This window comes from Endozoicomonas sp. ONNA1, assembly GCF_024606325.1.
Classification (GTDB): Bacteria; Pseudomonadota; Gammaproteobacteria; order Pseudomonadales; family Endozoicomonadaceae; genus Endozoicomonas_A.
Genome location: NZ_JAHHPN010000035.1, coordinates 1 through 12,732, shown reverse-complemented (window position 1 = coordinate 12,732; position 12,732 = coordinate 1). Strand labels below are relative to the sequence as shown.

Annotated in this window: 10 protein-coding genes; 7 read left to right on the top strand and 3 right to left on the bottom strand. The window is 45.9% G+C overall.

Annotation, left to right across the window (positions count from 1 at the left end; all coding sequences use genetic code 11):
* The first annotated feature begins 170 nt into the window (after positions 1 to 170).
* Both glgB and glgX read left to right on the top strand, forming a co-directional pair.
* Positions 171 to 2,366 carry a 1,4-alpha-glucan branching protein GlgB gene (gene glgB, locus KDK19_RS00870; RefSeq protein ID WP_257280642.1) on the top strand — a complete coding sequence of 732 codons (2,196 nt, stop codon included), beginning with the start codon at positions 171 to 173 and terminating at the stop codon, positions 2,364 to 2,366.
* A 44-nt stretch (positions 2,367 to 2,410) separates the two neighbouring features.
* The gene (glgX, locus tag KDK19_RS00865) at positions 2,411 to 4,561 is read left to right on the top strand and encodes a glycogen debranching protein GlgX (RefSeq protein ID WP_257280643.1); all 2,151 of its coding nucleotides are present in this window, start codon (positions 2,411 to 2,413) and stop codon (positions 4,559 to 4,561) included.
* An 85-nt stretch (positions 4,562 to 4,646) separates the two neighbouring features.
* Here glgX and amrA read toward each other — a convergent pair whose 3' ends face one another.
* Together amrA and amrB are read right to left on the bottom strand one after the other, a co-directional pair.
* Positions 4,647 to 5,216 carry an AmmeMemoRadiSam system protein A gene (gene amrA / locus KDK19_RS00860; RefSeq protein ID WP_257280644.1) on the bottom strand — a complete coding sequence of 190 codons (570 nt, stop codon included), beginning with the start codon at positions 5,214 to 5,216 and terminating at the stop codon, positions 4,647 to 4,649.
* Positions 5,217 to 5,297: 81 nt separating this feature from the next.
* A complete protein-coding gene (amrB, locus tag KDK19_RS00855) occupies positions 5,298 to 6,077 on the bottom strand; it encodes an AmmeMemoRadiSam system protein B (RefSeq protein ID WP_257280645.1) in 780 nt (259 codons plus the stop codon).
* A gap of 63 nt (positions 6,078 to 6,140) precedes the next feature.
* On the opposite strand from amrB, the gene amrS reads away from it, so the two are divergent.
* From amrS to KDK19_RS00840, 3 genes are all read left to right on the top strand, one after another.
* The gene (amrS, locus tag KDK19_RS00850; protein WP_257280646.1) at positions 6,141 to 7,250 is read left to right on the top strand and encodes an AmmeMemoRadiSam system radical SAM enzyme; all 1,110 of its coding nucleotides are present in this window, start codon (positions 6,141 to 6,143) and stop codon (positions 7,248 to 7,250) included.
* Between the two features lie 114 nt (positions 7,251 to 7,364).
* Positions 7,365 to 8,183 (top strand): CPBP family intramembrane glutamic endopeptidase, encoded by an 819-nt coding sequence (locus tag KDK19_RS00845; RefSeq protein ID WP_257274195.1) that lies wholly within the window; start codon positions 7,365 to 7,367, stop codon positions 8,181 to 8,183.
* Positions 8,184 to 8,386: 203 nt separating this feature from the next.
* Positions 8,387 to 9,697 (top strand): WD40 repeat domain-containing protein, encoded by a 1,311-nt coding sequence (locus KDK19_RS00840; RefSeq protein ID WP_257274196.1) that lies wholly within the window; start codon positions 8,387 to 8,389, stop codon positions 9,695 to 9,697.
* Positions 9,698 to 10,038: 341 nt separating this feature from the next.
* Here the strand turns inward: KDK19_RS00840 and KDK19_RS00835 are convergent, their stop codons facing one another.
* Entirely contained in the window at positions 10,039 to 10,650 is a 612-nt protein-coding gene (locus KDK19_RS00835; protein ID WP_257274197.1) for a hypothetical protein, read from the bottom strand.
* A gap of 358 nt (positions 10,651 to 11,008) precedes the next feature.
* Here KDK19_RS00835 and KDK19_RS00830 point away from each other — a divergent pair, with 358 nt between their 5' ends.
* A complete protein-coding gene (locus KDK19_RS00830; protein ID WP_257274199.1) occupies positions 11,009 to 12,400 on the top strand; it encodes an autotransporter outer membrane beta-barrel domain-containing protein in 1,392 nt (463 codons plus the stop codon).
* A gap of 130 nt (positions 12,401 to 12,530) precedes the next feature.
* Positions 12,531 to 12,732: helix-turn-helix domain-containing protein (locus KDK19_RS00825; protein WP_257287857.1), on the top strand; the 202-nt coding region annotated here is incomplete at its 3' end.

Below are 12,732 nucleotides of genomic sequence, written 5' to 3'. Positions count from 1 at the left end.
GGTCTATTCAGGATTACAGTAAAACCATTTGGAACATGGCTTAAAGGCTATAAGCAGTGAGTCAATTCTTATAGCAATTCTCTGCTTTAGAGGATTTCTTACAGTAGCCTGTCGATTTTCGAGAGGGCTCCTATACTTCCTCAAACTGAGTAAATAGAAGCCTTCCTTGTATGCCTAATTCTGTCGAACCGATGATCAATCACATGCTTGATAGCGGCTGTGCCGCGCCGTTTAACGTTCTGGGATTTCATGAACGTCCTGAAAGGGGTGGCCTGTTGCTGAGGGTCTGGAGACCTGATGCCAGTGCTGTCAGTGTTATCGCCTTTACCTCCGGTGAAGCGGTGGGTGAGATGGTTCAAATCGCCCCGGGAGTATTTGAGTTGGTGTTGCCAGAATGCTGTTCTGTTTTTCTGTATCAGCTGGCGATTACCAATAAAGATCATCAGTCGTATACATTAATGGATCCTTACCAGTTTCAGTCATATACCCTGAGTCATGTTCACCGTGAACCTTATCGAAACTATCGGTATATGGGGGCGCATCTGGTTTCGTTGCACCCTGAGGAGAAAATTTCCATAGAAGGGGTGATCTTCAGGGTCTACGCGCCGAATGCGAGAAGCGTCAGTCTGGTTGGCAGTTTTAATGGCTGGGATGGCAGAGTTCATCCTATGGCCAGCTCGGAAGATGGGATCTGGCGTTTGTTCGTCCCGAACGTGAAGGCGGGTGATCTCTACAAATATGAAATTCGCAGCCAGCATGGGGATTTACTGCCTCACAAGGCCGATCCCTATGGCTACTACGCCGAGCAGCCTCCCGGCAATGCTTCTATTATTTACGATCACCTGACTTATGAGTGGGAAGATCGTCACTGGAAGCATCACTCCTGTCTGGACAGGCCGGTCAGCATCTATGAAGTACACTTGGGCTCCTGGCGACAAGAACAGGGTAGAAGCCTCAGTTACAAAACCCTGGCTGAACAGTTGATTCCTTATGTTGTCGAGATGGGTTTTACTCATATTGAACTGATGCCCCTTATGGAACATCCATTCACAGGATCGTGGGGCTATCAACCGGTAGGGCTGTTTGCACCTACCAGCCGCTTTGGTACTCCGGATGACTTCAAAGCGTTTATTGATGCCTGCCATCAGTCCGGTATTGGCGTCATTCTTGACTGGGTTCCTGCCCATTTTCCTTCCGATCCCCATGGCCTGGGTCATTTTGATGGCACAGCCCTTTATGAATATGCTGATCCCAAAAGAGGCTGGCATCCTGACTGGCAATCTCATATTTATGACTATGGCAAGCCAGAGGTAAAAGATTTTCTGATCAGCAATGCCATGTACTGGCTGGACCGTTTTCATCTGGATGGAGTGCGGGTAGATGCAGTGGCTTCCATGCTCTATCTCGACTATTCCAGGAGTGAAGGGGAGTGGGAGCCCAATTGCATGGGCGGAAACGAGCACATTGAAGCGGTAAAATTCCTGAAGGAATTGAACGAAACACTTTATCTGCACTACCCGGACCAGGTATCGATTGCCGAAGAATCGACCAGTTGGCCCAAGGTTTCCATGCCCACCTATGATGGAGGGCTGGGCTTTGGCTACAAATGGAATATGGGATGGATGCACGACACTCTGGGCTATATGGCCCGGGACCCGGTTCATCGAAGCCATCATCATTGGGAGATGATGCAGAGTATGACCTATCACTACAGCGAACATTTTATTCTGGCGCTCTCTCATGATGAAGTGGTGCATGGCAAGGGCAGTCTGTTGGGAAAAATGCCCGGAGATGAGTGGCGAAAGTATGCAAACTTGCGTGCCTATCTGGGCTTTATGTTCGGGCATCCCGGTAAGAAGTTGCTGTTTATGGGATCTGAAATCGGCAGCATCAGGGAGTGGGATCATGATGGTCAGTTGGATTGGGGGTTGCTCAATAAAAATGATTACAGCCAGGGGCTCAGGCAGCTTGTTAAAACGTTAAATCACCTGTACAAGTCTTACCCTGCGCTGTATAAGTCGGATTATGACCATAATGGTTTTGCCTGGGTGGTGGCTGATGACCAGCGGCAGAGTGTCTTTGCATTTATTCGAAAGAGCTTTTCAGGTGCTCCGGTTATGGTTCTGGCCAATATGACACCGGAAATAAGGAAAGATTACAGGATTGGAGTGCCTATTGAAGGCGTCTGGAAAGAAATACTGAATTCGGATGAGCAGTGTTATGGTGGCAGTGGTGTCGTTAACAGCAAGGTGCTTTATACCGAGCATTATCACACGCATGGTTATGATCACTCGCTATTGGTCACACTTCCTCCTCTGTCGACCCTGTTTCTGGCTCCGGATTCTGACGCTATACCCATTGGCTGAACCATGATTTTTAACGAACAAAAATGTGAGCAACAAAAACGATTGTGATCACTGGTATTTCTGTTTCTGCGGGATGTCCCGGTTTGCAGGGGGCGACACTGGTGAATGATGATTTCCTGCCAACAACGGGCAGTGAAGCTACAGGGGTCAACTTTGCCGTCTATGCTCCTGATGCTCGTCAACTCTACCTTTGCCTGTTCAACCAGAGTGATGAAGAAGAAAGACTGGCAATGTCGCCTTCTGATCAGGGAGTCTGGCATCTTCTCGTGAAAGGTATTGAGGCCGGTCAGCTTTACGGCTTCCGTGCCGAGGGTGCCTGGTCGCCTTCTATATCCCCACGTTTTAACAGTCATAAGCTATTGATGGACCCCTATACCCGCGAACTGCGGGGAGCGGTTCAGTGGTCTGAGGCGTTATTTGACTATCAATGGCATGCACCTTCTGAAAACAATGCTTACAAGGTAAAGCGCTTTTCAACAGAGGACAGTGCTGAACAGTGGCTTAAGAGTGAGCAGGACAGCGCCGCCTTTATGCCAAGAAGTGTTGTGAGAGAACATACTTTCGATTGGCAGTCTGTTAAAAAACCCGTTATTTCCAAGGCAGACAGTGTCGTTTATGAACTGCATGTTAAAGGATTTACACAGCAGCATCCGGATGTGCCGGAAGCGTTGAGAGGTACTTATCTTGGGCTATGCCACCCCCCTGTAATTGATTACCTCAACAGGTTGGGAGTCACAGCCGTTGAGTTGCTTCCGGTGACCTCTCAGGTCAATGAAGAACGCCTTGAGGGGATGGGGCTCAGAAATTACTGGGGATATAACCCTCTCTGTATGATGGCACCGGAACCTTCATTGGCGATCAAAGATCCGGTCACTGAAATGAAAACCATGGTTCGTGAGCTGCACAGGGCAGGAATTGAGGTCATCATGGATGTGGTCTATAACCATACCTGTGAATCAGGGCATGGTGGCCCGAGTTTGAGTATGCGAGGTCTGGCAGAGAGTGATTACTACCTGATGGATGATCATAGTGGTCGTCTATCTGCCGTCAACTATACGGGCTGTGGTAATACTCTGAATTTTGACAGTCCCCAGACCCTGAAGTTGACCATGGACGCCTTGCGCTTGTGGGCACAGGAATATCAGATTGATGGTTTCCGCTTTGACCTGGCTCCTGCGCTTGCCAGACAGCATCGAGAGTACCGGTTTGACAGTGCCTTTTTCGGAGCTGTACATCAAGACCCGGTTGTTTCCCGCACCAAGTTAATTGCAGAACCCTGGGATATTGGACCTGAGGGTTATCGATTGTCCGGTTTCCCACAGGAATGGCAGGAATGGAATGATCGTTTCAGGGATGGTACACGAGCCTATTGGCGTGGCGATGAGGGACGGCTGGCAGAGATGGGCTGGCGAATAACCGGTTCTGAAGATGTATTTGGTAAACGTCGCCCGTTAGCCAGTATTAATTATCTTTGCAGCCACGATGGCTTTACCCTCAATGACCTCTGCTCTTATGAAGAGCGTCGTAATCATGCCAATGGTGAGGATAATCGGGATGGCGATCAGCACAACTTCTCGCGGAATTATGGCGTAGAAGGTGAAACGGAAGATCGTGATATCAGAGCCAGAAGGCAGAGGGCTCGAAAGAACATGCTGGCAACACTGATGCTGTCCCGTGGGACGCCCATGTTGATGGCCGGTGATGAGTTCGGTAACAGTCAGCAGGGTAATAACAATGCCTATTGTCAGGACTCACCTCTATCCTGGCAGGACTGGGGCTGGATGCAGGACATTGAAGCTGATGATGCAGTTTTGCAGTTATTTGTTCAGCAACTGATAGCATTTCGAAAGACCCACACCCTGCTGGGCGGTGCCGGTGGACGCAAAGCCACGACCTGGTATTCCCCGGATGGCATTAGGCTGACGGAGGCCCAGCTTGGAGAATTGGGTGGGGGTTGTCTCTGTATCAAGATGGCTTCAGTGGTCACTCATCAGGATGAGAAAAGTCTCTACATCCTGATAAATAATGAAGAGCAGTCCAGAAAAGTGACTTTGCCCCAGATTGACCCCGAGAAGTACTGGAACCGACTTTTGGATACCAGCTCAGCATCCCCCTTTGCCAAGGAAGTTTTGCTCACCCGAGGCTGGATTGAAATGGAAGCCAATTCGCTGGTGGTCATCGAAGAGCAGTGCTGACATTTCTTCGGATAGGGGTAGGGAGCGCTTCTATTAACCTCACGCCATTTTCGCTTGACTCTGCTGATGTTCAGTCTCTTACCTCTTAATCTTCTTTGAATTTCAGACATTGATAAGAAAAACACCTCATATCTTCGGGCCACTCATGAGACTGAAGTCCGGCTTTGTGTTTGAGGTGAAGGAGAAACTCGTCAGGTTCGGTCAGTTGTTCCCATACCTGTGGCAGAAAAGTGGCTTTGTGGTGATCCCCCTGAATCAACAGGCCATCAATACCCGGACGTAACTGCTCCAGAAGATCTTCTTCAGTCTCAATCCTCATAACTGTCATGGGGGTCAGGATGGATATTTCAATACGCAGGTCTGCCAGCTCATTTTCGGTCACAGGAAAGAAACGCTGATCTCTGAAAGCACTGGCAAAAGCATTGTGTGCGATATCTACTATCAAAGGTTTCCGGGGAGTCAGTGAGCCAATACAACCTCTTAGTTCTCCGAATTTCTGAAGTGTCACAAATGAGGCGAGATGGGCCTGTAATTTTGCTGGAAACTGAGTTAAATCAAGCTTGGGCGCTTCACCCTCAACACAGATCCTGGCGATAGTTTGTCTGGCCAGACGTAACAGATTTTTTTTGTCCAGTTCTGTGAGATTCAGATCCATCCGGCTTGATCCTTTCTTGTTGTGGTCAGCCTGTTAAACAATAAATAAGCGTACAGCGGGTAGTATCGACTCAAGTTATCTTTACTGGATAACGTAGGCTCCGTATCCCACGACCCGTTTTTTATCACCCGCCGTATCACCGGAGTTTCGGACATCGAGAGTCACGACTTCCATGCCCCTGCGCTGGGCTATTTTCAGCATACCATTGAGAGGATGGCTGCCGCAGGCCTGACCTCCCGTCAAACAACCGCTCATTTGTTCTATGGCTCTGGTCGTCAGACTGTCACGCTGGTTGGCTTCTTCATAGCTGAGGTAGTGACTGAGGTCTGAGCTGATGACGATCAGGGTTTCATCGCCGCCCCAGAGAAAGTCTATAACTTCAGCAACGGCATAGGGGGAAGCATCACCCACGACCAGGGGAATCAGCTTGAAACTGTCCAGAGTACTTTGAAGAAAGGGGCACTGCACTTCCAGACTGTGCTCATTGGCATGAGCTGCATCCAGAGTGTGTATCTGATTGAATTGACTCAGGCTTTTGATGGCATCGGTATCCAATGGAATATCGCCTATGGGAGTCGAGTATGCCTCGCAGTTCGGAAGGGCTATCCCCTCAAACGCAACCTGGTGAGAAGGACCCAGCAATGCCACTCTTTTGATTTTGCTGCGATAGGTTTCCAGCTGTTTATAGCCTGATGCAGCAATAGCTCCTGAGTAGATGTAACCGGCGTGGGGTACGATCAGGACTTTAGGCGACAGTTCTCTCTCAGTGGCTTCCGACATCAGATTAGTGACAACGGTTTTCAGGAGTTCCGGTTCGTCGGGATAGAAAACACCAGACACTGCAGGTTGTCGAATGTTCATTGAGCTTTCCCCACGGATGAGCGGCTCTATAATTATAGTCAGCGAACCGAGTGAGGCACTGTCATGATAAATGGGCTCGGTCAGTCTCCATCTGACGATTTTCCGCCTGGCAATTTTCCCACCGAATACTGGCACTGTCTTGAGGATGGTCGAATTCAGTGTGATGTTTGTCCCAGAGCTTGCAAGCTGAGGGAAGGTCAGCAAGGGCTTTGTTTTGTCAGAGCCCGGCATCAGGATCAGATTGTTTTGACCAGTTATGGGCGCTCCAGCGGTTTCTGTATTGATCCGATAGAAAAGAAACCACTGAACCACTTTTTACCGGGTACTCCGGTTTTATCATTTGGCACAGCAGGCTGTAATCTTGCCTGCAAGTTCTGCCAGAACTGGGATATGAGCAAGTCGAGGGAAATGGACACCCTGGCTGATCAGGCTATGCCTGAGCAGCTGGCTCTGGCTGCGTTGGAAAAGGGCTGCAGAAGCCTGGCTTTTACCTACAATGACCCGGTGATTTTTATGGAATATGCCATAGATGTTGCGCTGGCTTGTCATGAGCAAGGTATTTGCCCGGTAGCCGTCAGTGCCGGTTATATTTGCGAAGCCCCCAGAGAAACCTTCTTTCAATGCATGGATGCGGCCAATATTGACCTGAAAGCATTCACTGAGTCTTTTTATAAAAAAATTTGTGGTGGATCTTTACAGCCCGTATTGGAAACTCTGAAATATCTCAAGCATGAAACAGAGGTATGGTTTGAAATCACCACCCTGCTAATTCCCGGAGAGAATGATTCTGATCCCGAGCTTAACAGTCTGTGTGAGTGGGTCGTTGAACAACTGGGCGTTGATGTGCCTATTCATTTCACCGCCTTTCACCCTGACTGGAAAATGATGGAGCATACACACACGCCCGCTGGTACTCTTGCCAGGGCAAGAAACATTGCTATCGGAAAAGGCATTCGTTATGCCTATACCGGAAATGTACACGACAGTCATGGGGGGAGTACCTGGTGCCATAACTGCGGGCAATTATTGATTCAGCGAGACTGGTATCAGCTGGGGATCTGGAACCTGGCATCGGGTTGCTGCCATCAATGTGGTGAAAAGGTAGCCGGTGTTTTTGAAGAGCAGCCCGGTGACTGGGGAAGCAAAAGAATTCCTGTACGAATGAAGCCCTGAACGCTATCAGGATAGCCGCTTCTGAGCTTCCCCCGCTCCAGTAGAGTAGATACCTCATTCAGTTTGTTTATGCTGTGCTACATTGACTGAGTTTTACTCACCAAAAGTAGCATTATGAAGTTATCCTTAATCTTCTTTTTAGCCTTGATATATCTAAATTTATTTGTGAGTAGGCTTTATTCAGATGATAGAGTTATATTGAGTGGTGAAGAAGTATGTCATTATCTAAATGCTTCAAACATAACCAATATTAACGGATCTTCTATGGGCGAGACTCATGGTTTCTGTCCGATTGAACAGGTATCAATCAAAACAACTTTTCTTGATAATATGTCTCCATTTTTGGAGGAAATTAAAAATGATTTTAAAGTAGGGCTCTGTTATGGGTTTTATATACCTGCTGTTGGCGTACTGATTATCACTCCATTTTTACTTTTGTTTAGTAAATATATAGCTAGCCCATACCATGTAAACTCACCTACTATGCAGTCAGCCTTTTCAATTTCAAAAGAGGAAGCATTGAGATTCTATAGAAGTGCCATAGTTAAGCGTTATTCGAAATCAATTATTGCAGCAGCAGAAGAAGAATTTATTTATCGTTTTATTGGCCTCACCGCTATAGAGTCTCATGTAAAATATTTACTTGGAAAACTTGAATATGATAGTGATGAAATAAATGGCAAGTCTCAATTTTATGCAATTACTATATCCTCAATCGTATTTGGTTTATTGCATCTAAGGAATGTGAATCCTCAAATTGCCCAAGCTTTTATTGCGACTGTTTCTGGTTTTTATTTTGGCTATATCTATTGTGAAAATGGGATGATTGCACCTTTGACCGCTCATATTGTTAATAATGTGCTGCTACTTTCAATAGGAAAAGTTTTAAGCTGGTACGGAATTCGATTACTCACTGGTGGCTTCAAACAATAGGTGCGAACGACTCCCAGATGATGACTCCCTCCAGGGCTGAAGCCTGGTAGCTAGCTATGTTGACAGAATTAAGAGGTGCCCCTCCATTTTTTAATAAGAATATTTGAAAAGAGAGGGAACTTATCTACAGTTGCAAAGTCGAATCATAAAAATACCAATTGAATGGACTATTTTTTCAAAAAACTTAATGGAGAAACTTTCTTATGAAAACTTACTGGAAAAAAATGCTGAAGTGTTCAGTGTTAGCTGGACTGTCCTGCGCTGTTCTTACCGGGCTTAAAGCTGACGAATCTGTACAGGCGTCGCAAAAAAAAGTGGACTTTGAGCTGACACTCGAAGTAAATGCTAAGCCTCTTGCCGAGCTTAGAGGACAATTTATGAGTCCTGACGTCAGATGTAACGTCCATTCAACTTCATGGAATCATGATTCTTCCATGTTGGCAGCTGGAGTAACATGCAAGGACGATCGTAATGTGACAATCCCTCATGTACAAATACTACAGAAGGATATATTAACTTATAAATCAATTCGAATTCCGTCGGGTCAATCTGTAGACAAAGTCAATGCCGTGTTTAGCCCTGATGGCTCACTGTTGGCGGTATCAACGAACGACAAGGGAGTCAGGTTCTATGACGCGAAGAACAATTTTATTCTTAAGCATGAACTTCGTGATAATAACCACACCTATCCTACTTTTGCATTCAGCCCTGACGGTACTTTATTTGCGGTTGAGGATAACCACGATGTAAAGGTGTACAATGTAAAGCGTGATTTTCAGCACGTGGGTACGATTTATAATATTCTGCCGGTTAATTTGAGGTTTCTGTCCGATAACACATTGCTGGTCAGGACTCCATCTGGTGCCTATGTTCTACATTCAAATGATTCATTTAATCTCCATGACATTGTGTACTCTTTCAGATTTAGAAAAGGTTACTATGCTAAAGGTTTGGATTTAAGTTCAGACCGTTCTCTGTTGGCATTCTCAACCCGGCGTGCTGGAGTCTTTTTTCAAAATAGTGACCCCAGAATGATGTGTGAAAAATACTTTCCCTGCTTCGGCTACAACTTTATCAATAAAGATTTTGTCCAAACTGATCTTATTGGCATAACCAGTATGGCATTCAATAATGATGGATCTCTATTGGTTGCAGGTGGGATTGGTTTTGATGATTCTGTTTCTGAAACTGTCAGCATTTTATCGAAAGGTGAATCGGGGTGGTCTGAAATGAAGTCTATCAAAGAACCAAAAACGGCTATAAATAGCGTTAGCTTTAGTCCCGATGGTGAATTGTTGGCGGTAGCCGGGGTTGAGGGCAAAATCTGGTTATACGAAGTCAATCCGGTAGATGAAATAACGCCATCTGAAATGCCAGCTGATGAAATACCGCCTGAAATGTCAGCTGATGAAATACCACCTGAAATGTCAGCTGAAACGCCAGTTGAAACGACCAGCTTGCCCAACTTGCTCGCTGAGTACACGAGGTGCGCTGTTTTCGGGCAGTGTAATTAACGTTAGCTCGATTATAAAAAATGACATGAGAGTCAACTGATAACTAAATTATGTTTACAAGCTAACAGTAAACACCAGTCGTGGCTCTCATTTCCCTGCTTAATCTATTCTATAAACTCCATGATTTCTGCTTATCTTCTAAACCCGCCCGGGAGGTAATATTGCAGCCTCAACAAAACAGGCGCCCCTCCATTAAGAGAAAATAATCACTCCTTGGCAACCGGAACGAATAGAAATTGGCAAGAGAGTCTACTTCGTTTGTCATGATCTGTAGTCATTCAGTTACGGTCATAGTCTCGGACTCCACATGCATCTGGCATATTTACTCTGCTCAACATGCATTACTGTAATGCTGTACTTATTAATTCAATGGTTGTTTTGTAGTCACTTTCTAAGCCAAAATTAGCACACGCTGTTAAAAAAGCGTTGTCATTTTTCAATGACTCGTAGATTGTTGATAAATGCTCTTTTGCCTTTGCGTAGATTTCTTCGTCTTTTAGATTGTCTGTTTTACAAAAATCTTCAGATTGTAGAAATCCATGTACATCTCTACCCATATGAGATGAAAGGGAAATTATCCCTCCGGAAGCAGACATCAGATGAGTGGCTAAGCCTTGCACCATAAGCCGATCAGAATCTCCATGCAGACAGCGTAAGAATTGGCTTTCCATTCTTTTTATATAGACCTCTTTCGAAGAAGCTGTACCTTGCTGCCGTCTGGCAAGCAATGATGCGTGATATATCCTTAACAATATGACACTGTCGTTAAACTCTAAATTAGAAAAAACAGATACTCTTTGTTCATTTAACTGAAATTGTTTTAAGTGTATCTCATCAAAAAGCGAAATCAGACTACTGATCGCATTATAGAGTGATGCATTGACATTATATGAATACAAAACGGAAATAATAAAAATAACTCGAGTGGTTGTAATTGCTCTGTGATTTTTCATATGCTGAAAGTTTAGTTTTTCGGAAAATTGACCCTGAAATGTAGCACTTTTTTATTATTTTGCAGAATATTGAAAAATATAAGACTTGCAGCAAGGGGGGGGGGAGAATGCAGTTGAACTTCCCCTGATAAATAGAAGCCTGTCTATAACTAAGCTGCTGCTTTGTATGCTGCTGTTGATTTGACTCGTACCGTCAGTCTCTGGAGTCTGGGAGCGAGGTTCATTCAGTCAGAATGCAAATACGACCATGGAATGATAGTGGCTCGTTTTATAGAAAAACTGGATAACCTGCCGCGATGGACTACTTTCTGATCTGGAAGAATTTATTCACTTTGGCACATTAAGATCGGGAGTAATTGTGAACGTCAGGTCCAATCTTTCTCATACCGTCAGGCTGGTTGCGCTCGGCGGTGCTGCCGGAGGGTGGCTTATTCCCGTCCTGGCTCAAACCGGAGTTCAATCTTCGGTAACCAGTGACGAAAGTGGCAACAGTGCCACCATCACCTATTCAAGAACGATGGATGCAAAAGCCATCATAGATACTGACAAGGTTTATCAACTGGGGAAGGATGGTCAATATTACTTTAAAGCTAAAAATGTGGATCAGCCGATTAAAGAAGGAAGGCTGATTCCGGTACAAAGACTGGACAATATCGCACTCGCTGATCCTGTAACTTCTTCCATTCCTCTTGCTCTCGATCACCCCTCAATCGCCAACAAGATGATGATTGAATCGACCTTTAGTGCATATGGTCATTTTACCGGGCTGACGCGAAGTATTCTTAAGGGCCGGATACCAGCCGCTGCCATAAGTGGGGTTGAGGGGAATCTGCTTGAGCAAACCTCCGCAACACTGTTAAAAGCCGAGAATGGTAATGCTTCTGCAAGAGTCGATTATCTGGAGCAGGATGAAAATAATGAAGTTTTTATGCTATCAGTGTCAGAGAGGGCTACCGCTTTTGTCAGTGGTGACTGGTTCGGACTGGTGGGGCTTTATGGTCATTTTTATGATCAGGATGAGATCGACAACATGGCTGGCTTCAAGTCCGGAGGCTACGGCATTCAGCTGGGGCTACTCAGGCCGGTCTCTGAACACTGGCTATTGGGTGTTTATGGTGCCTGGCAAAAGCTGGACGCTGATCTTAAGGATCATAATGGCGAGTTGGATACAGGCACCTGGAGGCTGGGGCCAACGGTTGCCTGGAGCAAGGATGGCTTTCACGCTGAAGGTCTGCTGACTTATAACTGGAATACTGTTGACAGTAAAGTGCCGCGCTACAACTCGGACTTCAAAAGCGAGGAGTGGGATGCCTATTTTCGCGGCGGTTACGATATCAGTCTCGACAGCGTAACAGTGGGTCTGACGTTAACGCCGGAAGTTCAGTTTCTTTATGCCAGTCAGGACCGGGATAAATATAGCTGGGCTTCGGGTATGGTGGGAAAGAGCACCAACAAAGGCTGGGTGTCCAGAATGGGAGTTAGTCTGACATACGACAGTTTCCTAATGAATCAGCCTGTCGAACTGAAAGCCTCACTGGGTTGGCAGCACAATGATTACGAGCCCGATGATATTGAGTACATGAATTCGAAACACAGTTTAAAAGGTTATGATGAGAATGCTACCTATTACTCTCTGGGCATTGCGACACAGCTGAGCGGGCAGCTAAATATGAATGTTGGTTATGCAGGCACTTGGTCTGAAAATGCTCTGGGGCACTACTTGCAGGCTGGTGTGGAATTCAGGTTCTAAGTTCAGACTGATTTACCAAATTGAGCGGAAAGCCCCGTACTTCTGGTGCGGGGATGGATAGCTCGCAGTCTGAAAGACTGCTTATGCAAGACACTTGCTATATTTACAGCTTTTATTGTAAAATGTAAATATGACTAAGCGAACCTATAAATACCGATTCTATCCGACACCTGAGCAGGAAATACTTCTTGCACAATCGTTTGGCTGTGCTCGGTTTGTCTATAACAATACGCTTCGTTTTCGCACTGATGCCTACTATAAAGAAGGGCAATCCGTCCCACACTCTGAGGCAGAAAAACGGCTGGTTTCGCTTAAGAAAGAGTTTCCATTTC